The sequence below is a fragment of the Massilia sp. NP310 genome, assembly GCF_019443485.1.
Classification (GTDB): Bacteria; Pseudomonadota; Gammaproteobacteria; order Burkholderiales; family Burkholderiaceae_D; genus Telluria; species Telluria timonae.
Window position 1 is genome coordinate 1,145,414 of record NZ_CP080379.1, and the last position, 22,227, is coordinate 1,167,640.

The window sequence follows — 22,227 nt, forward strand, 5'->3', positions numbered from 1 at the left end:
TGGAAACATAATTCTTGGCGGCTTTAGCTCAGGCGGCTGCGTCCACGCGGAGATATAAAATTGCTGGTTAATTCACTACGTTTACTCAATTTCAAGAAATTCGGAAATCAAATTTTCGACTTCAATCACGATGTGAACATCTTCGTCGGAGACAACAACGCGGGCAAAAGTACAATCTTAGAAGCGCTTGAAGTAGTTCTTAACTTTCAATATCGTAACCGACCGTTTAATGCTGAGTTCTCACCAGACTTATTCACGGCGGAAACCGTAACTAAGTTTCTAGAGACTAGCAAAAGAATCGCCGATCTACCGGTGCTCGCGATTGAAGCGTATATAACCGATGTTCCTGCCTACAAAGGCACGAACAATAGCCTGCAAAGAGACGCTCAGGGTATTCAAGTAAAAGCCAGCTTCGATCCGGACTTTACCGATGCGTATAACGAATACCTAGCGTCGGGCGCTCGTATAACAAGTATCCCTGTCGAGTTCTACAAGATCGAGTGGATGGATTTTGCGTGGAACATCATTAAGCCGATGACCAAACAATTTCGAGCGCTTTACATTGACCCAACAAGAATCCACCCGACTTTTGGAAAAAACCAATATATTTCGAATGTATTGAGTACGGCGCTAAGAAAAGATGAGGAATTTCGACTTAGCCTCAATTATCGAGAAACTCTTCAGTCATTTAACGACACGGCAGAGGTTAAGACGGTCAACGCGGACCTTGACTCGGATAACAAAATTACTACAAAGAAGCTTACTATCTGCGCGAACACTATGCCGGCGGGAGCGTTGCAAAACGGATTACAACTAGAAGTCGACTCGGTACCGTTTCATATGATCGGCAAAGGTGAGCAAAGCAAGGTTCAAATTAAATTAGCTCTTCATAATAAGTCGAAAGATATTGACCTTATTATGATGGAAGAACCTGAAAATCATCTCTCCCATATTGAGCTCAGTAGACTCGTGCAGGATATTGAAGATCAACGTGATGGTAAGCAATTGTTTCTGTCGACGCATAGCTCGTATGTGTTAAATAAGCTTAGCATCGATAAAATATGTTTGCTCCAAAACACATGCAAACGCCTCCATCTGTTAGACAAAGAGGTTGTACGAACTCTTAAGCGGCTGCCCGGTTTCGATACCTTACGTGTTGCACTTTCAAAAAAAGTGATCCTAGTTGAAGGGCCATCCGATGAGCTGGTCCTCAAAAGGATTTACCGTGATACTCACAAGGGTCGTTTACCAGAGCATGACGGAATCGACATCATTGTAGTGCGTGGGGTGGGGTTTAAGACCTTTATCGAGATAGGAAAGGAGATTGGTACCGCAGTAAATGTACTTCGCGATAACGATGGCAATTATAATAAAAACATTCTAGAGGCGCAGAATGAATATTCGCTACATAAGAATATTAATATTATATCATCTAAAGTAGATTCCGAGTTCTCTCTAGAGCCAGCGTTGATACTAGCAAACGCAGCTACCGAGGCGGAACTCGTAAGTTTTGCAAAAATTGTGCTATCCCCGCAAACTCTTACGTTATTGATGGCGGAGCAATCTCTTGAAGATAAGGTTGCTTTTGTAATTGCGTGGTTTAGAAGCTTAGACGGAGACGGCAAAGGTAAGAAGAAGGTTGATTCCGCTATAAGGCTATTTGAGTCCAGCGCCGCCTTTAAGTATCCTTCTTTCCTTGATGAGGTACTGAATTTTGCCTAATACACTTTGTATAGCCGGCGCTGGCTCAGGGAAGACCAGAAAAATCATTGCTGAATCGATTTCCGAGATCGATCGCGGTGGAAAGGTGCTCGTCGTCACATATACAATTAACAATCAGCACGAGCTCCGCAACCGATTTCTTCAGGCTTATGGTAAATCGAGCGATAGATTTGTTGTAAAAGGCATCTTTTCATTTTATCTTGAGGACATGGTGAGGCCATATCAACAAGCGCTCTTCAAGAATCGCATTAACGAAATATTCTTTAATGAAAGAAATCCACACCTCCAGGAAAATTCAAAATTTTTTATTCCTGGACGCGCTGAATACCTAGACAATTCCTCGTTCAATCCACGACACTTTTTGACATTGTGCGAAACAAAAGCGCACTCGGGGTACCTCGCAAAACTTGCAGTGAGAATTGCAAAAGCAACACAGAACGCTGCTGCGGATCGTTTAGGCGAAATCTACAGCCATGTGTACTTCGATGAAGTGCAGGATCTAGTCGGGTGGGATTACGATGTGCTAAAGATCCTCAACAAACGGGCCAAGCCGACGATCACGTGTGTCGGTGATTTCAGGCAAACGGTGTATGACACGGCATTTGGTCAAAAGGCTCCTTTAACTGCGGTCGAAAAAATTTCAGCGTTTAAAGCTATGCGTTTTGTCGAGCAAGAGCTAACTCAAAATTGGAGATCGATCCAGACAATATGCAATATCGCTGATTCGGTGCATTTAGGGAGCTACGGGAAAACCGATTCAGCTGTTGTGGATGTTCCGCCTGAGTTCGCACATCATGTAGGTGCATTTACTGTTAGAGAATCGCAAGTTACCGACTATATCGAAGCTTACAACCCTACGGTGTTACGATGGCAAGTCGCATCGGGAGCAAAGATTCTTCCCCCACACGTGCGTTGCTACAATTTTGGTAGCAGCAAAGGGCTAGGGTTCGATCGGGTACTGATCTTGCCTGCTGAGAGCCAGATGCAGTTTGTCTGGAACGGAGCAGTTCCCTTCCCGTCAAACGCCTCTATAGCACAAAACAAGATGTACGTTGCTATTACACGTGCACGCTATAGCATTGCGTTTATTGTTCCTGATAAGAAGGCTTCGGCTGCAAGATTCGTTATTTGGGATCAGTCATCACTAGGACGGGCCGAGCTGAACGCGTAATGCACAATCCAATCGCGGCGAATCAGGTTTGTGCCATCTGATAAGAACCAGGCCTTTTTTAGTTTCTGATAGCCAGAGTAAAACAGGGGGGGCATCATAGTTCCCAGGATTCTCGCCGATTCGAATTTCTTCCAATAGCGTGATATACGAATCATAGATTGCTCGAAACTCAAATAGTGCAGCGGTATCAAATATTTGGTTTACCCAAGGTGTGCCGACCCAACTAAGCGGCGGCCAGTTCTGCGGAAACATGTAAAGATGCCCTTCGGGCGACACCTGCGCGTTGGCAGTGAATTCTACTAGGCATCTTGCTTTGAGTTCTCGAGATTGCTCAATAAGACTCGTTTGCTCTACTTCCCGTCTTCGATAGCTTAGGCGCTCAAAGCGCTCACCTACTGCCATATGCACTTCCCTAGCAACAAAGTCATAGGGGCACATCATGTTCCAGTGCGGCCACTCATCAGGATGGACTCGTATCCAGCGCTGTCCATACCTGGTCTCCTCGCTTCCCCACACACACTGGCAGTTTGGATGACTCGATGCTAGCGCACCCAAACGAGTGCGCATTTCGGTAACGAATCTAAACTGTTTATCCGAGTAAGCAGAAATTCTTTTGAACAGTACGTATAAATTGTTAATTCCTGTAGAGGTAATACGGGCGAACTCAGCGCGCGCCTCTTTAGGAAAATTTACTACCTCAGCTTTCCAACCCTCTTCAATGTTTGAGAACATCGATTTCATTTGAGGTGGTATTGGAGCGAAGGAATGTAGCCTCCCGAGCACTTGCTCAGGAGTTCTTGTCTCAGGCAAGGGCTGTTCGTAGCTTTTCCAGATAATCTTCTGGGAGAATTCCTCAGATATTGCGGTGACGCGAGGTAGCCACTTTGACAGCCATAAAAATCTCGGGAACTCTCCAGCAACAACGCTCCTAGTTGCTCTTGGCCATTCCTTGCACTTAGTTTGCATTATCGCGGCGAGCGTCTCACATTTTTTTATTTGCTTATTTGACGAGTATTTTGTTGGGTGTTGAACTTTTAGATCGCAGTTATGGAATGGACATTGAGCAAGCCACTCTAGCTCGTGAAGATAGCTATGGTAACCAACCGCCGCACAGTCTTCACAATACCGCACTGAACCGTGATCGCGCTTTGTTGTGTAAAAGTTTTGGTAGCCACCTGGCAACTGAATGGGTGGCATAAGTACGGACTTCAGTGTCTCCACATCTTCATTCAACGCGTTTGAAAGATGAAGGATGTTGTTCTGAGCGGCCTGAGGCGTTTGGTCCAATAGACGGCCTAAGAACACGTTACTCTCCCCGATTTTGATGCCGTTAAGCCACGCAAAACGAGCGACAAAGGAGTACGTTGACTCGTGAATACGTAGGTTGTTGCGCCACCAGTTTACCGTTGGGAATGATTTCATGTTATCCAGCTGTTGCAATGATCCGCATATGATCAGGGAAGTTATTTCGAGCTAACCCTCGGAGCCAACTTTCATACTTCGTAGTAGCATCCCAATCCTCTCCCGAAGACAATTGCTTTAGCATTTCTTCAACAGTAAATGCAATATGCTCCATTGGAAACTCGGTATAATTTCGGGCACTCGATGGAAGTAGTGCGACTAGCGCTTCCCACAACAAATCAGCGCAATCGCTCAAGCGACGTCCTCGGCTAAAGTTCGTTGGAGAAAAATATTGCAAAAATGATTTCCCGCTTCCAGGAGGCCATTCGGAATCGATATCGTATCCGTTTAGCACATATGCGACTTCTTCTACGCTGCGTATCCCGTGAAAGCGACAATGTGCCGACATAAATCGCGCAGCGACATGCGCATTTCCTGTATTAGCCAGGTACTCGTGCCGGTATCCAAGTTGATGAGTTCCGACAGATACGACACTGAGCAAAAAACCTTCATAGTCCAATTGATTTTGCAGCCCTACAAGCCATTTCCACTCGCGCAAGGTGACGTCTTGAGCCTCGTCAATCAACAATACAAGGTGATTTCGCCCTGCACTCTGCGCGATAGAGATAAATCTCTGGACGCACAGATAAAATCCCTCTGATCTCTTCGGTGGCTTTGCAGGGTTAACGAATTGAAATTTACTCGCTAAGAGTAATGCATGCCAGAATGCAGATTCTGTGGCTTGCTGGTCAGGGCGTCTATTCCAGACAATCAATGGAATTACCGCGCCAAACCGTTCTTCGAGAACTTCTGCTAAATACCATTGAACTGCGCGGCTTTTACCGAGTCGTGACGCTCCATAAATAAATCCTCCAGGGCGCCTTTGATCAACCCAGTCTCCAATCATGGCTGTCATCTCATGAATGGGTGGTGTGTAGATAGCATATTGCCTAGTTAGAATGCAATGTGACGGATCCGGGTAAGCACCTTGCATATTATCTGCCTCTCGTTGCAGCAATTCTGCGAGGTGGCAGTTGTGTTACTCCGGTGTTGGCTGGCTTTGTGCGTGATGTCGGAATGCGGGCCGGCGTGGTTGCCGGCGCTGTGTCGACGCTGGAAGCGGTGCTATTTGGATTGTCTTGCCGCCGCTCGAATTGCTCTTGCGCAGCTTGCAAGACGGTTTCCCCTACGAACTGATCTGCAGCCTTTGAAATAATCCGTCTCGCTTCGAGATATGTTGGATGTATCGGTAGTTTGCTATGCGGCTGAGCTTCGACAAAATTGATGAATGTATCAACACCGTCGCCCCCTGGTGCAATATGAAATTTTCCTTTTGACTGAGCCGCTAATATTCCACGCCGTAGAGCAAGGCTATGTGGCGTGATGTGCCATGGGGGCGCTGCCCTTAAAACACCTAAAGAGGTGCCATCTTGAGTTGAAGCAAGTGCGACCCTTCCATCATCCTCTTTATGGTGTACAACCCAAATCTTTGTGCTAACAAGGTCCTGACGGTTCTGAAGAATTTCATTGGTATAACGGGCATTAAAAAATTCCACATAAGCTGCCCGTCCAACTTTTGCACCGCCACGGACCTGGCACAGCTTTCGTACACTCAACAATGACTCAACGGTGTCAAGTTTAGCGCGTCTTCTAGGTTCCTGACTATTTTCGAACAGAAACCTAGCATAAGCTAAGGGCGTCCGCCTGCCGATGCCTTTATGCGGAGAATTATTATAGTTGGCAATTAGAACATCTAGAAGTTCTCCTGCATATTCGTATTGAAACCGCGACGTTATTGCAACTTGCTCTGGGTTGAGTCCTTTACGATCCTCAGGTTTGCCACCCGTAGTATTAGATAATCGCTGAAATCCTCCACTTGCTAGGTTCCGGAAGAACGCCTCGATGTAGGGGCGATCGTCCAGACTTCTCCGTTTAGCGAACGAATTATTGGGCGATAATAAAATGGAACCCACCGCGTCCCTTAAGGCGGTTTCTACGCGCTTACATGTTTCAGCTAATGCACCGTCAACGCTCGTTTCGTCCCAACACAGCCCAATATACTCTTCGCCCAGCGATGATAGGAATCCGGCGCCGCTACTGTAGGGCTGTTTTGAAAAAGAGATCTTCTTGGGTGTCCATTTTGTAAGTGACGCTTTGATTGCCCGTAGAACATCGTCGGCGGAGACTTCTTTGGCGATGCTGAAGTAGTATCCGATAACTACCCTTGACGCCACATCAATAAGCGAAATCACCCATAGCCGATATACGATTCGCTCGGTGGAGTCGCCGTCAAAATTCGGTATCGATACGCAGAACCGCCCGTCTAATTTATGGGCGTCCATCTCCACCCGTTGGAGGAACTTCATGACCGGACGATTGGTGCCATCACCCGTCCGGAGCTTTCGGACTAGTTCAGGCCCACCTGTCACAGCTGCAAGGACCTTACTCTCCGACGAAAGGACCTTCTCAATGTATCGTCGGACGGAGTAGTAGCCTAAGCTTGCGGTATTGAATGGCCAGTCATTCCGCTCTTCATACCCGCGTTTTCGAAGTTCGTCCAATAACCACGTACAGTGGCGCCCAATCGACAGCTTGGTCTCTTGTAGTCTGTTTGCGGAGGAACTTGTTTTGATTCTTTTGTCAAAGGCCAACCTTATGTCGGGATGGCTGTCCAGCAAGTGCTCCATTGCACCGGCGCCACCGTTCCCGAACTGATCAATTCGGACTTTTTTTCGTCGTTTGAATGGACGTATCCTGAAGTGTGGGATGAGGCCCCGCCAACCGTAAGGTTGCCCGTCCGGGTGCAGTTCCAAGCACCGCTCTCGAATAAGGCGATACGCATACTTTGCCGCGACTCCAGTCGAAGCTTTGATTAGTGTGGCAGAGGCACCGGCAAGATAGAGGGTAACGGCATTCTTGCGGGCAAAATACAGCGTCCTGGAGTTGCCAACTAGTGCACCCTCGTCTGGGGTTGGCCAGCACGAGATGTCGTGGTTCTGACCAGCCACTACCCGATTCGAATAATTCGAATCCTCACTCTGTTTGCTGTCCATTGTGTCCCCGCGATTGGAAACTTGTCTATAACATAACACGCTGTTTGTCGGGGAACAACATACTTAGGTGGTTTTCCTCCAAATTTATGCAAGATGTTCGGACAGGGCACAATTTTCTGCAAAGAGTCTTTGCAAACAGTTGTAGTTTTTTGCTCTTTGCAACAGGAGACCCGTGGCTACATCTTTGTGCAAATTGACGTCAAAAGCCGGGGCACCCACTCCTGCGTCAATACGCCCACGGCCTGGAATCCACCAGCTGCTACACCGTCCAAATCGCCGCCGACGCATCGTCCGCCACCTTGACCGCACGTACCCCAGTCCCGCCGGCGACCGATTCATGCGTCCGCAGCTCGTCCAGCATCGCCAGCAATCCCCGTTCGAGACAGGCATCCACCAGCGCGCGATCCGTGTAGCGGCCATAAGGACTGATCAGCCGATAAAAGCCGTCCGTCATGATCAACAGGCTCGTTCCGGGCGCCAGGTCCAGGCTGCGCACGCGCGCCCGGAATGCGCCGTTCGGACGCAGGCACAGGACGGTCGGCGCCGGCTGGGTATTCTGGAACTCGCGTCGCGCACGCAGCATCGGCAGCATGCGTTCGCGGCGTCGTTCGGGATCGGTGACGCCTTCGTTGCGCAGTTTCGCGATCTCGGCCTGCAGTACGGCATCTTGTGGATTCACAAACGGATCGAGATCGCTGCAGCTGCCGTCCGCCGTACGCAGCAGACTCGTGCAGTCGCCGAGGCTGTACAACGCGGCGCGCTGGATGCCATCACGCTCGTCGATGCGCATCCAGGTCATGGCCGCGATCGGCCATGCATGCAGCGGCATCGCGTCTTGCCCGATTATTTCCTCGAACCTGGCACGGACCGCGTCGATCGCGGCATGCACGCATTCCTGCTGGCTGCGCCCGGGCGCCAGTTCCTGCTCCAGCGCCGCCGTGAAGGCGTGCACGAACCAGGTGACGTCGCCGTGAACATGATCGAGGTAATCGCGCTCGGCCACCGAGGTGCCGCCATCGATCACCAGGATGTCGGTGGCGCCGGCATGCTCGAAGACGGCCACATGGTCGTCGTTACGGTGGGATGTTGCTCCTGCAGAGATATAGGTGATCTTCACGGACGTGGCCGGGTTATTATTTGTCGGAGGACTCTACCCGCGCGGGAAGCGGAAGACAAGTGCATCGATCCTCGCCCGCATTTAACTCGACAATATATATGCTAATGTCGAGTTAGATTAAAGCCTGCATGCTGTCGCATTTGCCACGAGTTAGTCGCTGAATTTGTCAAGCAGCACGGCGTGCCGCAATGTCGTAGATGGCTTGCCGCGCAATCCTGCGTCGCCGCCCCGCCATCAGGGCCAGCCCCGCTAACAGCAGCACGGCTGCCGAAGGCTCGGCAACAACCGGCACGGGACTCAGCACACGGACCCGTAACAGAATACGCCGGAACGGTCGCAGCTATGCGTCAGGATCTGCCCTTGGTTGTTGCTGTCGTCGGCGGACTTCAGCAGCAAGTCGGCCTCGGGGTCGATGAGCGTATTCAGGTCGAACAGCCCACCGTCCGCGTACAGGACCGCGCGGTCGTCAGCGACGCCGACGACCTCCCCCGCGTTGTTGATGTCGTAGCCCAAGGTGTTCCCCGCGTCTGGATCGAGGTCGGTGACCGTGGTCCCGTCGTAGAGGAAGGCATTTTTGAGCAAGTTCTCCTCGGCCGGAAATACGCGTCGAACGGCACCCTGATTGCGTCAACGGCTCCTCCACCAGGCCAGCGCCGACCAGCACAGCAGTTGATATCGGCCAGAGGCGACCTCGTCGAACGTCCTAAGCTGATCCGGTACGTCCCCTCTAGCACCTCTTCCCAGGCTGCATCTTGACCTGACGCATCAAACTGATCAGGAGGAACAATGCAACCAAGAATATTGACGAGCGGTGCCGCCACACTCCGCACCGTCACGCTCACCGTCACCGACAACAAGGGCCGCATTTCGTCGGTAAGACGGCAGGTCGAGGTCGCCACTGCCGAGACAACCACGGGCCGCCAGGGAGCGCGCTGACGAGAGGTTGACTGGCGAGCGCATCTCGGTTTTACCCTCCCAACCATTCAGGAGAGTTCCATGAGCACTGACAATATCAAAGGCGGTGTTGCAGCTTGCCGCAAGGACGCGTCACCCCTGCGTTCCTGGCCGCGACGCCTGGGAGTGCTGTTTGTCGTCGTTGCCGGCACTGTCGCTGCCGTGGCGACCGGGTCCGCGGCCGGCGGGCCGGCGGCGCGCACCAGCTACCAGGTGATCCAGCTCTCCCCGGACCTCGGCGCGACCGGCTTCATCAACAACCGCGACCAGGTGGTTTTTACGGAGACTCGCGACGGCGTGTTCCGCCCCCGCCTGTACGATGCCGGACAGGTGCGCGAGCTGGGCACGCTGGGCGGGGGCAACGCCTATGCGGTGGGCCTCAACGACCACGGGCAGGTCGTGGGCGCGTCGGAGTTCAGCCCAGGCAGCGCCACCACCCACGCCTTCAGGTGGACCAGGGGCGCCGGCATGATCGACCTCGATCCGGCCGGCAGCGCCGATTCGGTGGCGATCGCGGTCAACAACAAGGGCCATGTGGTCGGGCGCGCGTGGTTCGGCGAGCCGGGCCAGACGGCGCGGCATGCATTCCACTGGACGCCGCAGACCGGGATCGTCGACCTGACGCCGGGCGCCAGCGTCTCGAGCGCCAACGACATCAACGACGCCGGCACGGCGGTGGGTTTCGTCGGCGTGCCGAGCGGCGACCCGGAAGGCCTGCCATTTCGCTGGACTCGCAGCGAAGGCGTGGTGCCGCTCACGAGTTTCTCCAGCCGCGGATCGGACGCGACCGACATCAATGCCGTCGGCCAGATCACCGGCACGTCGACCTTCCCCGGCCAGGATGGCGACCGCGCCTTCTTCTGGAGCCGTCAGGACGGCATCGTCAACCTGGGCAGCGGCAGTGGCCAGCAATCCGAGGCTGGCCGCCTGAACGACAAGGGACTGGTGATCGGCGTCGTCGAAGACCCGTTCGAGTCCACGCGGCCGCTGGCCTGGACCCGCGCCGGCGGCCTGGTCGAATTCGCCGGGGCCGGGGTCGACGGCGTTCCGCGCGACGTCAACAATGCCGGCCAGGTCGTCGGCGACCTGGAAAGCCGTGCCTTCGTCTGGACCCGCGCCGGCGGCGTGGTCGACCTGAATACCCGCATCCCCGGCGCGCCGCCGGGACTGGTGCTGCGCAGCGCGCGCAGCATCTCGGACGGCGGCGCGATCGTCGCCCTGGCCAATACCGGCCTGGTGCTGCTGGTGCCGCGTGGCGGCCACAACGCCGCGCCGGTGGCCGGACCGATCCAGGTGGCCGGCCCGGCGCGGGTTGGCGCCCTGCTCTCGTTCTCGGTCGACTTCAAGGACGCCGACCCGCGTGACACCCACAGCGCCACCTGGAGCTGGGGCGACGGCGCGAGCGAAGCCGGGAGCGTGAGCGCGAAGCACGGCGCGGGCAGCGTCAGCGGCCAGCACGTGTATCGCAAGGCCGGCATCTATACGGTGCGCCTGGTGATCCGCGACAGCGGCGGCAAGACGGTGGCGGCCGAGCGCAGGATCGTGGTCTGCGGCGCCGGCGCCCATATCGCCGGCGAAGGCGCCTTCGTGTCCGCGCCGGACGCTGCCGCCGCTGCGCAAAAACACGCCGCACGCGCCACCTATGCCTTCCTCGGCGACCCCGCCCAGCCGCAACGCGCCAGCGTGCGCTTCAACACCGTCGGCCTGCAGTTCGAGAGCACGCGCATCCTGGCCCAGTCGGTCGAGGGCGGCCAGGTCCGCATCCAGGGCAGCGGCGCCGTCAACGGCAAGAACGGCTACGACTTCACGATGAGCGCAGGCAAGCGGGCTGCCGGAGTGGGGGATCGGTTCCACATCCGGATCGTCCAGCGCAAGAACGGTGCGCGCGATGACGTGGTGGTCTATGACAACGGGGCGGCGGGGGCCGGACCGGTCGAAGGCAGTGTCGTGGAAAGTGGAAGCACCTTATCGGTCTCGCCCCGTTAGCGGTCTCGCCCCGATAGCGCCCGCATCGCAAACGGTGCGAACTTTACTTATCAGGAGGATCACATGCAAGCGAACACCAATGCCGTCCGGTTCATTCGCCACCAGCGCCGCAGCCGCACACGCCGGCTGCGCTATCCGGTCGCGATCCTGTGCCTGTCGATCTCGACGGCGCTGAGCGCCGGTGCCCTTCCCCCTTCGGCAAAGGTCCTCTATCGGATCATCCCGCTGTCCGCGGAAGCCCATTCCTACGCCGACATCAATGCCAAGGGCCAGGTGGCGCTCACCGAGGTTGTCGCGATCGGCGTCACGCGCGCCAGGCTGTACGATGGCGTCAGGGTGCGCGACCTCGGTACGTTGGTCGGCAACAACGGTGCGATCTACACCAGCGCTCGCGCGCTGAACGATCGCGGACAGGTGACCGGCACCTCTTTCCTGGAACCGATGGGCGCCGGATACTATGCCTATCGCTGGAGCGAGTCGACGGGGATGGTCAACCTGAACCCGCCCGGGATGTACTACTCGGAGGGTCGGGCGATCAACAACCTGGGCATCGTCGCGGGCGATGCCCGGTTTTCCGCGGACAGCCCCGACCAGGGCTTTCGCTGGATTCCCGGTCTCGGCATGCGTGGCTTGGGCACGCTGAACAGCCGCGCCCGCGTGACCGCGATGAACGATTCCGGCGTCGTGGTCGGCTTCAGCAACATCCCGGCGCCACTGGACTACAACTACTTCGTCCCGACACGCTGGACGTTGGGGCCGGCGCCGCAGCCGCTACTGTTGAACCAGTTCCCGTGGTCGCGCGCGGCCGACATCAACGCGGCCGGGCACATTGTCGGCAACGGCGCGTTTGCACCCAGCCAATCCAGTTCTCGCTCCGCATTCTTCTGGACGTCCGCCACCGGCACGATCGATCTGAAGGTGCCCGGCGATGCCTGGGCCTTGAAAATGAACGACAAGGACATGGTAGTAGGAGAAAGCGAGGTTGGGCCGGGCAAGGTCATTGCCTTCGTGTGGACCCCCAAAGGCGGTCCGCGCCTGCTCGGCACCCCGGGCGTCGACGACTCGAGCGCCCGCGACGTCAACAAGCACGGCCAGGTCGTGGGCCGGTTCAACGCCCGCGCCTTCGTCTGGACCCGTGCCGGGGGCCTGGTCGATCTGAACACCCGTCTCAGGGACGCGCCGGACGGGTTTGAACTCGATGAGGCGCTCGCGGTTTCGGACAACGGTTCGATCGTCGCCAGCACCACTACCAGGGCGCTGGTGCTGCTGGTGCCGGGCGATTGCCGCAAGGCGCCGCCGGTGATCGGGCCCATCAAGACCCAGGGCGTGGCGCGGCCCGGCGCCCTGCTGACGTTCGCGGCCGGGTTCAAAGACAGCGATCTGCGCGATGCCCACACGGCAAGCTGGTCGTGGGGCGACGGGAACACCAGCGCCGGCAGTGTCGCCTCGGCGCGGGGCCGCGGCGGCGTCAGCGGACAACATACGTACAGCACGCCGGGCGTGTACAAGGTCCGCCTGACGGTGAGTGACAGCGGGGGCGAGCGCAGCGTGGCGCAGTCGACGGTCGTCGTGGGCGAGTCCGGCATCGTGCTCGCCGGCGATGGCCGCTTCTTGTCGCCACGCGGCGCGTCGCGGCTCGCGTCCCACGACGCCGGCATCGCCCGCTTCTCTTTCCACTCCGCAGGCGACGCCTCCCACGGTGGCGGCAAGGCCGCGATCCGCTTCAGCGCGCCGGGCATCGAATTCGACAGCGGCGGCTACGACGCCCTGGCCCACGATCCGGCAGGCGTGCGCTATGAAGGCAGCGGGGTGCTGAATGGACGGCATGGCTACCGCTTCGCCCTGAGCGTGGTGCGGGACGGGGCAACTGCTGACGCCAGCCGCATCCATGTGCGCATCACGCACCGCGACGCCGTGACCGGACCCGAGGTGCTCGACTACGACAATGCGGTTGAAGGCGCGCGTGCGGCAGCCAGCACACCCGGCGCCCCGCTCATCGCCGGCAGCAAGGTAAGCCTGGGTGCAGACTGAGGATCAATGCGCCGGCTCCCCGCCGGCGCCCCTCGGCCGGCCGGCCGCCGCCAGCCATGCCTCGAACTCCGGCGCCGGGATCGGCCGCGCATGCAGGAAGCCCTGGGCCATGTCGCAACCGTGGGCTTGCAGGAAGGCCTGCTCGGCCTCGGTCTCGACGCCTTCGGCCACCACCAGCACGCGCAGGCTGCGCGCCATGGCCAGCGCGGCCACCACCACCCCGGCGCGCTCGGCGTCGGTGTCGACGTCGGTCACGAGCGACTTGTCGACCTTCAGTTCGTCGGGCTTCAGGCGGCTGATGTAGCCCAGCGACGAGTAGCCGGTGCCGAAATCGTCGATCGCCACCAGCACGCCCAGGTCTTTCAGCGCGGCCAGGGTGGCGCGGGTCTGCCCGGTGTCGGCCAGCTGGCTCTGCTCGGTGATCTCGATGCACAGGCGGCCCGGCGCCAGTCCGGTGGCGCGCAGCGCCGCCTCCACCACCGGCACCAGGCGACCAGACTTGAACTGGGACGCGGTCACGTTCACGCCGATGCGCAGGCCGGCGCCGCCGTCCGCGTTCCAGCGCGCGGCCTGGCGGCAGGCCTCGCGGATGGTCCAGGCGCCGATCTCCTCGGCCATCGACGATTCTTCGAGCATCGGCAGGAACAGGTCGGGCATCAAGAGGCCCAGTTCGGGATGGTGCCAGCGCAGCAACGCCTCGGCGGCGGCCGGACGGCCGTCGGCCAGGGTCACGATCGGCTGGTAGAACATTTCGAGCTCGCCGCGCTCGAGGGCGGTGCGCAGGCCGGCCCCCAGCCGGACCCGCATTTCCATGCGCGCCGTGAGTTCGGGCCGGTAGAACTGGACGTTGTTTCGGCCTTCGCCCTTGGCCTGATACAGGGCGCTGTCGGCGAAGCGCAGCAGCGTGCGGAAATCGCGGGCGTCCTCGGGGAACAGGCTCACCCCCATGCTGACCGCCAGGCGCACCTCGTGGCCGTTGAAGTGCAGCGGACGGCCGCATTCGAGCCGCAGCTTGTCGGTCAGCGCGATGACGTCGCGCGTGTCGGACACCTCGGACAACACCACCACGAACTCGTCTCCGCCCAGGCGCCCGACGATGTCGATCGCGCGCACGCTGTGGGCCAGGCGGCTCGCCAGCTCCTTGAGCACCACGTCGCCGGTCTCGTGGCCATAGGTGTCGTTGATGTGCTTGAAATAATCCAGGTCGATGAAGACCACCGCCAGGCGCGATCCGCGGCGGCGCGCCACGGCCAGCTCGCGCTCGACCTGCTCGCTCAGCATGGCGCGGTTGGCGACCCCGGTCAGGGCGTCGTGGTGGGCCAGGTGGGCCAGTTCTTCCTCGGCCCGCTTGCGCTCGGTGACGTCGTTCACCTGGATCAGGAAGTGCTGCGGTTCGTGGTCGGCCGGCAGCAAGGTGGCCGACACCAGCGCCCATACCGTGCGCCCGTCCCTGGGCCGGTAGCGCCGCTCGTACTGGACCGCGTCGCTGCGCCCGGCCAGCAGGTCTTGCTGGTACTCGCGTTCGATCGCATTGTCGCCGCTGTCGCCGAAAGCGTCCTGGACGGCGCCCACCAGCGCCTCGGCCGGCGCGCCCAGCAGGCGGCACATGGCGCGGTTGACGCGCGCGTAGCGGTTGTCGCGGTCCACCAGCGCCAGCCCGAGCGGCGCATTGTCGAAGGCGCTGCGAAAGCGCTGCTCGCTGTGCGCCAGGCGCAGCTCGGCCGCCACCCGTTCGCGCTCGTCGTGCAGCACGATCGCCGTGCCCATCGGATGGGAGCGTTCGTCGCAGATCGGGCCCGCCGAATAATCGACCGGGATGCGCTGGCCGGCGCCGGTCACCAGCATCGCCGCGCCGCTGCGGGCCGTGCAATCGTGGTGCGCCAGTCTAACCGTGCCGCCGGTATCGTCCTCCAGGCGCACGACCTCGGCGGCGCTGCGTCCGCGCAAGATCTCGGTGCCGAGCAGGCTTTCGGCGGCCGGGTTGGCCAGGCCGACCAGGCCGTCGGCGTCAAGGGCGATCACGGCGTCGCCCACCCCGTGCAGTACCGAGCTGAGCCAGCGCTCCTTGTCGCGCAGCGCGCGCTCGACCTCGGCCTTGCGCAGCGCGACCTCGATCACCGCGCGCAGTTCGCGTCCCTGGAACGGCTTGGTCAGGTAGCCGTAAGGCATGGCGCCGGCGGCGCGGTCGACGGTCTGGTCGTCGCTGTAGGCGGTCAGGAACAGGATCGGGATCTGCAGCTCGGCGCCGATGGCGGCGGCCGCCGCGATGCCGTCCATGTCGCCCCTGAGCACCACGTCCATCAGCACCAGGTCGGGCCAGTCGGCGCGCGCCCGCGCGATGGCGTCGCGGCCATTGTCGACGCAGCCGCAGACCCGGTAACCCATGTCGCGCAACTGGCCGGCGATGTCCATGGCGACCACGGCTTCGTCCTCGACCACCAGCAGGGCCGGCGCGTCCTGCGCGGCGCCGGGGAGGGATTGCAGCATACGGGTTCCTGGGTCGGTGGCGGCCTATTCGGGCGCCGCTGTATAGGTGCGATCATGGGTGCGATGGGTGGCCGGCGCGTGCCGGGACAAGGTGTTCGCAGCGTGGTCGAGGCCGCGCCTGCCGTTGGCCGGGGCATGAAAGACGAGCATGACGCAGGCGCCGTCGCGGTTCTCGAACACGAGCTCCGCATGCAACTGCTCGCTCAAGGCGGCAACTAGTCTTAGACCCAGCGTCTGGGGAGAAGTTCGATCGGCCTCGGGCGGCAGGCCGATGCCGTCGTCGTGGACGGTCAGCCGCAGCATCTGCTCGCTGGCATCGGCGCCCTCCCCGGCGTCCAGCGCCAGCGTCACCCGGATCGTGCCGCGCCGCCCGGCCGGGACGGTCAGCCGCAGCATCTGCTCGCTGGCATCGGCGCCCTCCCCGGCGTCCAGCGCCAGCGTCACCCGGATCGTGCCGCGCCGCCCGGCCGGGAAAGCGTGCTTGAGGCTGTTCGAGACGAGTTCGTTGAGCAGCAGGCCCAGCGGCACAGCGAGGTCCAGCCCGGCGTCGACCGGCGCCACCTGGAGCACCAGGGCGATGCCGCGGCGGTCGGCCCCATTGGCGCTGGCCAGCTGGTCGCACAGGTCGCGCACGTAGTCGTCGAGGCGGATCGTGCCCAGGGTGCGCGACTGGTACAGGCGCTCGTGCACCAGCGACATGGCGCGTACCCGGTTGGCGGCCTCGGACAGGGCGCGCTGGGCGCGACCATCCCTGAGCGTGCGCGCCTGCAGGTTGAACAGGCTGATGATCAGCTGCAGATTGTTCTTGACCCGGTGGTACAGCTCCTTGAGCAAGGTGCTCTTGTCGTCCAGCGCCTGGCGCAGCGCTTCCTCCTGTTCCCAGCCGGCGCTGACGTCGCGCACGGTCACGATCAGGAGCGCACGCTCGGGCAGCGGATTGACCATGGCGTCGGCCGCAAAGGCCAGGCCGTCCTGGCGCAGGCCGCGCAGGTGGGTGGTGCCGGCCATGCCGCTCCGGGCCGGGGCGGCCCGCATGCGCTCGTACACCGAGGCCGGCGTCGCCCCGCTTTCCACCAGCAGCGCATCCAGCGCCAGCCCTTCCAGCGCGCCGGCGGCGTAGCCGAACATGCGCTCGGCCTGGACGTTGGCGCGGGTCACCCGGCCGCCGGGACCGACCAGGAGGATGCCGCCCGGGGTCTCTTCGAAGATCCCGCGCAGGAAGGCTTCGCTGCGCTCGACCGCGCGCTTGGCTTCGCGCAGCACCCGTTCGGCGTGCTCGGCCTGGTCGCGCTGGATGGTGCGTTCGCGCAGCAGCGCCGCGGTCTGGACCAGGGCATGGCCGACGTCCAGCGCCTCGTCCAGGGGCAGCGGCGGCAGCACCACCTGTTCGCCGTGGCCGAGGGCGATGGCGGGACGCACCAGCCCGCGCAACGCCGCCTCGATGCGGGTGCCGATCAGCGCCACCAGCGCGGCCCCCAGCGCCAGCAAGCCGCAACCGCCCACCACGATGCATTCCAGCGCGCGCCACAGGCTGGCGTTGAGCACGCTGCGCTGGAGGGCGATCGCCACCGTCCAGTCCGATAGCGACGAGTGGCTGAACACGGTCACCAGGCCGGCGCCATCCTGCCCGGGTTCATCGACCGTGCCTTCCGGACCCAGCGCGAAACCGGCCGCCAGGGCCGAACTGGCGCGCCGGCCGACCTCGGCGCGGCGGGCCCGGCTGCTCCACACGATGCGCGCCTTGCCGTCGTAGATCGTCACAGTAGCGCCCGGCGGCGCCTGTTGGCGCTCGAGGATGGCGCCCAGGCGCTCGCCGAAGTATTGCATCGACAGCACGTAGCGCACCCGGCCGTCGCGCACCACCGGCACGTCGACGCTGCTCAGCAGGCGGTTGACGGTCGGCCCCACGTACAGGTCGGAGACCTGCGGCCGGGCCGTCGCGAACACCTGCCGCACCTGGTCCGCATTGCCGTGGCGCGGCAGCGCGGCGCCGAACGGCTGGCCGGTATTGATCACCTGGCGCAGGTCGGGAGCGGCCGCCACCAGCACATTGCCGGGACGGGCGTGCAGCACTTCGATGGCTTGGGCGTGGAAGGCGCGCAGGTCGTGGGCGTCCAGGCTGGGCGAGGTCGCCAGCGCCTGGAGGGCGGCCTGGGCGCTGCTCAGCTCGCGGTCGATGGCCTGCATCAGCGCCCGCGCCACGTCCTGGGAGGCGCGTTCGATGCCGGCCCGCTCCCGGCCATAGGAGTGCAGGAAAAGCGCGACCACCGCGATCGTGGTCGGGACGATGAAGGCCGCCAGCAGCAAGGCCAGCCATTGACGGACGGTCGGCGCGCGGCGGCGGAAGGTGTACGGGGCGATGGATGTGCCCTCCTGGTGCCTCCACCCTACGCCGCCGCGCCTCCCGATACAAGCAGGGTCAGCGGTTCTGGTAGCCGCCGAAGCGGCTCACCGGACTCCAGGCCGGCGACACCGCGGGCAGCGCCGGCGACAGGGTTTCGAATGGGCCGGCGCCATACACGACCTGGCCGTTCACGACCGTCAACACGCTTTCCAGGTCCTTGATCTTCTCGGCGTCCATGGTGAAGTAATCCTGCGGCAACACAGCGAAGTCGGCGTACTGGCCCACGACCAGCCGCCCTTTGACGTCTTCTTCGCCGCTCATCCAGGCGCTTCCGCGGGTCATGAGTTGCAAGGCTTCATGGCGCGACAGCACGTCTTTCGCCTGCCAGGTCGACAGCCCCCCGGCGGTCTTGCCGGTGACCGCCCAGTAGATCGACGGCCAGGGGCCGTAGCTGCTCACCCGCGTGCCGTCGGTGCCCAGGCCCACCGGCAGGCCGAGCTCGAGCATCTTGCGGATCGGCGGCAGTTGCCGGGTCTGGGCGCCATAACGCGCCCGGTAGGCTTCGCCCTGGAAGTACATGCGGTTCTGCACCGCCACGCCGCCGCCCAGCGCCTTGATGCGTTCGAGCTGCTCGTCGGTCACCGTCTCGGCGTGGTCGACGATCCAGCGCAGGCCGGCCAGCGGCGTGCTGCGGTTGACCTTCTCGACCACGGCCAGGTCGCGCTCGATGCTTTCGCCATAGGTGGCGTGGATGCGGAACGGCCAGCGGTTCTTGACCAGCAGGGTGACCACCCGCTCCAGCTCGTCTTCCATATGGTGCGGCAGGTCGGGCCGCGGCTCCAGGAAGTTCTCGAAGTCGGCCGCGCTCGAGACCAGGTTCTCGCCCGCGCCCTCGGTCGTGAAGCCATTGGCATAGAACAGGTGGTCGTTGCGGTTCGGCTTCGTCATCCTGATCCAGCGCTCGTAGTCTTCCAGTTCCTTGCCGGCCTTCTGCGCGAACAGGTAGTACGCCGTGCGCACCGTCAGCTTGCCTTCTTTCGCCAGTTCGAGCGTCACGCCATAGTCGTCCGGATAGGCCTGGCCGCCTCCGCCGGCATCGACGGCGCTGGTCATTCCCAGCCGGTTCAGGTCGCGGTAAAAGTGCAAGGTCGAGTTGCGCTGGTCGGCGCGATCGAGCTTGTTGGTCCTGGCCAGGGTCGAGTACAGGATCATGGCGTTCGGCTTGGCCAGCAGCAGGCCGGTCGGCTTGCCGGCGGCGTCGAGTTCCAGCTCGCCGTCGAGGTACTTCGTCTGCCTGGTATAGCCGAGCGTCTCGATGCCTTTCCGGTTCAGGAAGGCCTTGCCATATAAATAGAGGATGAAGACCGGCCTGTCGGGCACCGCGGCATTGATCTCGGCCAGGGTGGGCAGGCGCTTTTCGGCGAACTGGTGCTCGCTCCAGCCGCCCACGACCTTGACCCACTGGCCCTCGGGCGTGCGCGCCGCCTGTTCCTTGAGCATCTCCATCGCCCGCTTCAGGCTGCGCACGCCATCCCAGCGCACTTCCATATTGTAGTTCAGGCCCGCGCGGATCACGTGGGTGTGGGAATCGTTCAGGCCCGGAATCACGGTGCGCCCGCCCACGTCGACGACCCGGGTGTCTTTCTGCCTGAGGCGCAGCACGCGCTCGTTGCTGCCGGCGGCGGCGATTTTGCCATCCTTGACCGCCAGTGCCTGGACAAATTCGCCCTCGGCGGCCATGGTGGCGATCTTGCCGTTGGTGACGATCAGGTCGGCCTGGGCCTCGGCAGTCGCGGCGGTCAGTAGTCCGGCGGCGAACAGTGCGAGCGCGAGTGGATTCATTGCTTGACTCCTTGTTGGTTGAGCAGCGTCCAGTATCGGTCGCCGTCGCCAATGTTGAAAAGCGGATAATTTTGACGATGGCATTCGATACCATCGATCGTTCCACCCGGCCAGGGTGCGCACGGCAGGCGCCCGGCGGCGTGCATGCAATCCGTGGCTGCGTCACAATGGCTTCACACGAACTGATCACTCAAAGGATGAGCATGAACATCACGGTCCAGAATACCGTCCCCGATACCGCGCGCATTACCCTGGTCGGCGAGCTGCAGGATGGCAGCTTCAAGGCAAAAGTGATGACCGAAACCGCCGTGCCCTACACGCCCTACTGGGATAACCTGCTCGAGCAACGCATCGTCTATATCCAGCCCGACGATGAACAGCTGGGTTCGATCGTGACGGCGCTCAACGAACGCCGTCTGTCACTCGACGAGTTGCAGAATTACGGCAGCTCGGACGGCGGGACCTCGTCGATCCCGGTCTGACCCTACAGAATGCCCTTGCCGTCCGCGCCGAGGATCTCGTCGTGGCGCTCCTTATCGGTCTTGTGCAGATAGCCGGCGGTGGTGGCGATATTGGCGTGGCCGGCGGTGTCTTGCAGCGTCTTGAGCTGCACCCCGCTGTTGGCGTGGTTGGTGAGCATGCTGTGACGTAGCCAGTGCGGCGACGCCTGGCGCAGCATGGCGGCGCTGTCGCCGTCGCCCCGGGCCGCCGCCTCGCTGGCGGCCAGCTGGAAGATCGCCTTCAGCGCCTCGGAGGCCGCTTCGTCGGTGACGCGCACGTGGTCGCGCGTGCGGCTCGACAGCACCAGCGGCATGTGGTCGCCGCGGCTGGTCTGTTCCAGCAGGCCGAAGGCGCGCCGGTAATCGCGGTAGGCGGCCAGCGTGGCCGGCGGCACCGGCAGCCGGCGCGGCTTGTTGCCCTTGCCCAGGACGTCCAGCCACCAGCGGCCGTCGCCCTCGCTGTAGATCGAACCCATGCGCGCGCCGACGATTTCATTGAGGCGCGCCCCGGTCTGGGCGAAGGCGATCAGCAGGAAGCGGTCGCGGGCGCGCTGGCGCGCCGCGGCGTCGGAATCGGCGTCGCGCGCCTCGGCCGCGGCCAGCGCATAGGCCAGCGCGGCCGGGGTCAGGTAGCGCGTGATGCGGCCGGCATGCGGCGCCCGCACATTGCGCACCAGGCGCGCCGGATTGCGGCGCAGGTAGCCGGTGTGCTCGGCGAACGCCAGCAAGCCCTTGATGGCGATCATCGACTGGCGCCGGCTGGTGTCGGACAGCGGGCCCGAGAACGGGCGGTAGCGCGGGTCGTTGCGCGGCCACTTGGTCGTGCATACCCACTCGGGCGGCGGGTTGCGGATGAACTCCTTGTAGGCGTTCAGGTCGGCCACGTTCAGCTGCTGGAAGGTCTTCTGCGCTTCTTCGCGGCACCAGGTCAGGAAGCGGTACAGTTCTTTCTGCAGGTTGGCGATCGACTTGGCACTCAGTTCGCCATGCGAGATGTATTCGCGCGCCAGTTCGGCGTCGTTGCGGGCCGAGGTGACCGGTTCGTCGTGCACGCCGGAGAAGATGCCCGTGTCCGGACGACTCGCCGCTGCCCGGTCCGGATGTTCCGTGGGCAGCGGGTCGAGGTCGATCGGCAGGAAGACGGGCATGGTGGTGCGATAAAGAACTGTATGAATATACAGTATAGCACCACGTCTCCGGCTCAGGAAGGGATATCGGACAGATCCGTATCAAGCGGCCGCAGCCATGCGCCGGCAGGCGTCGGCGCACGCGCGGCAGGCGGCCGCGCATGCCTGGCAGTGGTCCATCGGGTGCTGTGCGCATTCCCCGGCGCAGCGCTCGCAGGCCTCGGCGCACACCCCGCACAGCGCGGCGGCGAGCTCGCCGCCGCGCGCCATGACCGCCGCCGCCAGGCGGCACAGCTGGGCGCAATCGATGTCGAGCGCGATGCAGCGCGCCATCATCTTGACGTCTTCTTCGCCCAAGCAGGCGGCGGCGCAGCGGTCGCAGGCGTCGGCACAGGCGTTGCAGGCCGCGATGCAGGCGGCGTAGTCAGGTTTTTCCATGGCAGTCTCCAGAAAATGGTCGATGGAGCTACCCTAGCATTCGACCCGCGGCGC

General features: G+C 61.2%; 17 protein-coding genes. 6 read left to right on the forward strand and 11 right to left on the reverse strand.

What is annotated here, in order from left to right; genetic code table 11:
* The first annotated feature begins 60 nt into the window (after window positions 1-60).
* Complete coding sequence (locus KY496_RS05140; RefSeq protein ID WP_219864117.1) at window positions 61-1,722, forward strand: ATP-dependent endonuclease; 1,662 nt, start codon at window positions 61-63, stop codon at window positions 1,720-1,722.
* Complete coding sequence (locus tag KY496_RS05145) at window positions 1,715-2,893, forward strand: UvrD-helicase domain-containing protein (RefSeq protein WP_219864118.1); 1,179 nt, start codon at window positions 1,715-1,717, stop codon at window positions 2,891-2,893. Before KY496_RS05140 ends, KY496_RS05145 begins: the two co-directional genes overlap by 8 nt.
* Here KY496_RS05145 and KY496_RS05150 read toward each other — a convergent pair.
* The 6 genes from KY496_RS05150 to KY496_RS05175 form a co-directional block, all read right to left on the reverse strand.
* Window positions 2,867-4,315 (reverse strand): TniQ family protein, encoded by a 1,449-nt coding sequence (locus tag KY496_RS05150; RefSeq protein ID WP_219864119.1) that lies wholly within the window; start codon window positions 4,313-4,315, stop codon window positions 2,867-2,869. The two genes, KY496_RS05145 and KY496_RS05150, sit on opposite strands and share 27 nt — an antisense overlap.
* A gap of 1 nt (window position 4,316) precedes the next feature.
* Entirely contained in the window at window positions 4,317-5,201 is an 885-nt protein-coding gene (locus KY496_RS05155) for an ATP-binding protein (RefSeq protein WP_229520426.1), read from the reverse strand.
* Between the two features lie 88 nt (window positions 5,202-5,289).
* Window positions 5,290-6,636 (reverse strand): hypothetical protein, encoded by a 1,347-nt coding sequence (locus tag KY496_RS05160; protein ID WP_229520427.1) that lies wholly within the window; start codon window positions 6,634-6,636, stop codon window positions 5,290-5,292.
* Between the two features lie 970 nt (window positions 6,637-7,606).
* Entirely contained in the window at window positions 7,607-8,464 is an 858-nt protein-coding gene (locus KY496_RS05165) for a protein phosphatase 2C domain-containing protein (protein WP_219864122.1), read from the reverse strand.
* Between the two features lie 166 nt (window positions 8,465-8,630).
* Complete coding sequence (locus KY496_RS27430; RefSeq protein WP_370660082.1) at window positions 8,631-8,768, reverse strand: PEP-CTERM sorting domain-containing protein; 138 nt, start codon at window positions 8,766-8,768, stop codon at window positions 8,631-8,633.
* Entirely contained in the window at window positions 8,762-9,046 is a 285-nt protein-coding gene (locus KY496_RS05175; RefSeq protein WP_184236210.1) for a hypothetical protein, read from the reverse strand. Before KY496_RS05175 ends, KY496_RS27430 begins: the two co-directional genes overlap by 7 nt.
* 204 nt (window positions 9,047-9,250) lie before the next feature.
* Between KY496_RS05175 and KY496_RS05180 the strand changes: the two genes are divergently transcribed.
* The 3 genes from KY496_RS05180 (at window position 9,251) to KY496_RS05190 (ending at window position 13,435) form a co-directional block, all read left to right on the forward strand.
* Window positions 9,251-9,400, forward strand: a complete 150-nt coding sequence (locus KY496_RS05180) for a hypothetical protein (RefSeq protein ID WP_184236207.1) — start codon at window positions 9,251-9,253, stop codon at window positions 9,398-9,400.
* Window positions 9,401-9,460: 60 nt separating this feature from the next.
* The gene (locus KY496_RS05185; protein ID WP_219864124.1) at window positions 9,461-11,404 is read left to right on the forward strand and encodes a PKD domain-containing protein; all 1,944 of its coding nucleotides are present in this window, start codon (window positions 9,461-9,463) and stop codon (window positions 11,402-11,404) included.
* 63 nt (window positions 11,405-11,467) lie between these two features.
* Window positions 11,468-13,435, forward strand: a complete 1,968-nt coding sequence (locus tag KY496_RS05190) for a PKD domain-containing protein (protein WP_219864125.1) — start codon at window positions 11,468-11,470, stop codon at window positions 13,433-13,435.
* A gap of 3 nt (window positions 13,436-13,438) precedes the next feature.
* Here the strand turns inward: KY496_RS05190 and KY496_RS05195 are convergent, their stop codons facing one another.
* The 3 genes from KY496_RS05195 to KY496_RS05205 all read right to left on the reverse strand — a co-directional run bounded on the left by KY496_RS05195 (window position 13,439) and on the right by KY496_RS05205 (window position 20,108).
* Window positions 13,439-15,922 (reverse strand): EAL domain-containing protein, encoded by a 2,484-nt coding sequence (locus KY496_RS05195; RefSeq protein WP_219864126.1) that lies wholly within the window; start codon window positions 15,920-15,922, stop codon window positions 13,439-13,441.
* Between the two features lie 24 nt (window positions 15,923-15,946).
* Window positions 15,947-18,229: a histidine kinase dimerization/phosphoacceptor domain -containing protein gene (locus tag KY496_RS05200; protein WP_219864127.1), complete on the reverse strand. Its 2,283-nt coding sequence runs from the start codon at window positions 18,227-18,229 to the stop codon at window positions 15,947-15,949.
* Window positions 18,230-18,341: 112 nt separating this feature from the next.
* The gene (locus KY496_RS05205) at window positions 18,342-20,108 is read right to left on the reverse strand and encodes an amidohydrolase (RefSeq protein WP_219864128.1); all 1,767 of its coding nucleotides are present in this window, start codon (window positions 20,106-20,108) and stop codon (window positions 18,342-18,344) included.
* Between the two features lie 203 nt (window positions 20,109-20,311).
* Here KY496_RS05205 and KY496_RS05210 point away from each other — a divergent pair, with 203 nt between their 5' ends.
* Window positions 20,312-20,590, forward strand: coding sequence for a hypothetical protein (locus tag KY496_RS05210; protein WP_005670844.1), 279 nt, complete (start codon window positions 20,312-20,314; stop codon window positions 20,588-20,590).
* A 2-nt stretch (window positions 20,591-20,592) separates the two neighbouring features.
* Here KY496_RS05210 and KY496_RS05215 read toward each other — a convergent pair whose 3' ends face one another.
* Together KY496_RS05215 and KY496_RS05220 are read right to left on the reverse strand one after the other, a co-directional pair.
* Window positions 20,593-21,756 (reverse strand): site-specific integrase, encoded by a 1,164-nt coding sequence (locus tag KY496_RS05215; RefSeq protein WP_071362769.1) that lies wholly within the window; start codon window positions 21,754-21,756, stop codon window positions 20,593-20,595.
* Between the two features lie 81 nt (window positions 21,757-21,837).
* The gene (locus KY496_RS05220; RefSeq protein ID WP_219864129.1) at window positions 21,838-22,173 is read right to left on the reverse strand and encodes a four-helix bundle copper-binding protein; all 336 of its coding nucleotides are present in this window, start codon (window positions 22,171-22,173) and stop codon (window positions 21,838-21,840) included.
* Window positions 22,174-22,227 lie beyond the last annotated feature (54 nt).

What these genes read in the sequence shown, in the direction of transcription:
- KY496_RS05190 (WP_219864125.1), top strand. Translation starts at nt 11,468, where the DNA reads ATGCAAGCGAACACCAATGCCGTCCGGTTCATTCGCCACCAGCGCCGC.
- KY496_RS05155 (WP_229520426.1), bottom strand. Translation starts at nt 5,201, where the DNA reads ATGATTGGAGACTGGGTTGATCAAAGGCGCCCTGGAGGATTTATTTAT.
- KY496_RS05180 (WP_184236207.1), top strand. Translation starts at nt 9,251, where the DNA reads ATGCAACCAAGAATATTGACGAGCGGTGCCGCCACACTCCGCACCGTC.
- KY496_RS05150 (WP_219864119.1), bottom strand. Translation starts at nt 4,315, where the DNA reads ATGAAATCATTCCCAACGGTAAACTGGTGGCGCAACAACCTACGTATT.
- KY496_RS05195 (WP_219864126.1), bottom strand. Translation starts at nt 15,922, where the DNA reads ATGCTGCAATCCCTCCCCGGCGCCGCGCAGGACGCGCCGGCCCTGCTG.
- KY496_RS05215 (WP_071362769.1), bottom strand. Translation starts at nt 21,756, where the DNA reads ATGCCCGTCTTCCTGCCGATCGACCTCGACCCGCTGCCCACGGAACAT.
- KY496_RS05220 (WP_219864129.1), bottom strand. Translation starts at nt 22,173, where the DNA reads ATGGAAAAACCTGACTACGCCGCCTGCATCGCGGCCTGCAACGCCTGT.
- KY496_RS05160 (WP_229520427.1), bottom strand. Translation starts at nt 6,636, where the DNA reads ATGGACGCCCATAAATTAGACGGGCGGTTCTGCGTATCGATACCGAAT.
- KY496_RS05210 (WP_005670844.1), top strand. Translation starts at nt 20,312, where the DNA reads ATGAACATCACGGTCCAGAATACCGTCCCCGATACCGCGCGCATTACC.
- KY496_RS05185 (WP_219864124.1), top strand. Translation starts at nt 9,461, where the DNA reads ATGAGCACTGACAATATCAAAGGCGGTGTTGCAGCTTGCCGCAAGGAC.
- KY496_RS05205 (WP_219864128.1), bottom strand. Translation starts at nt 20,108, where the DNA reads ATGAATCCACTCGCGCTCGCACTGTTCGCCGCCGGACTACTGACCGCC.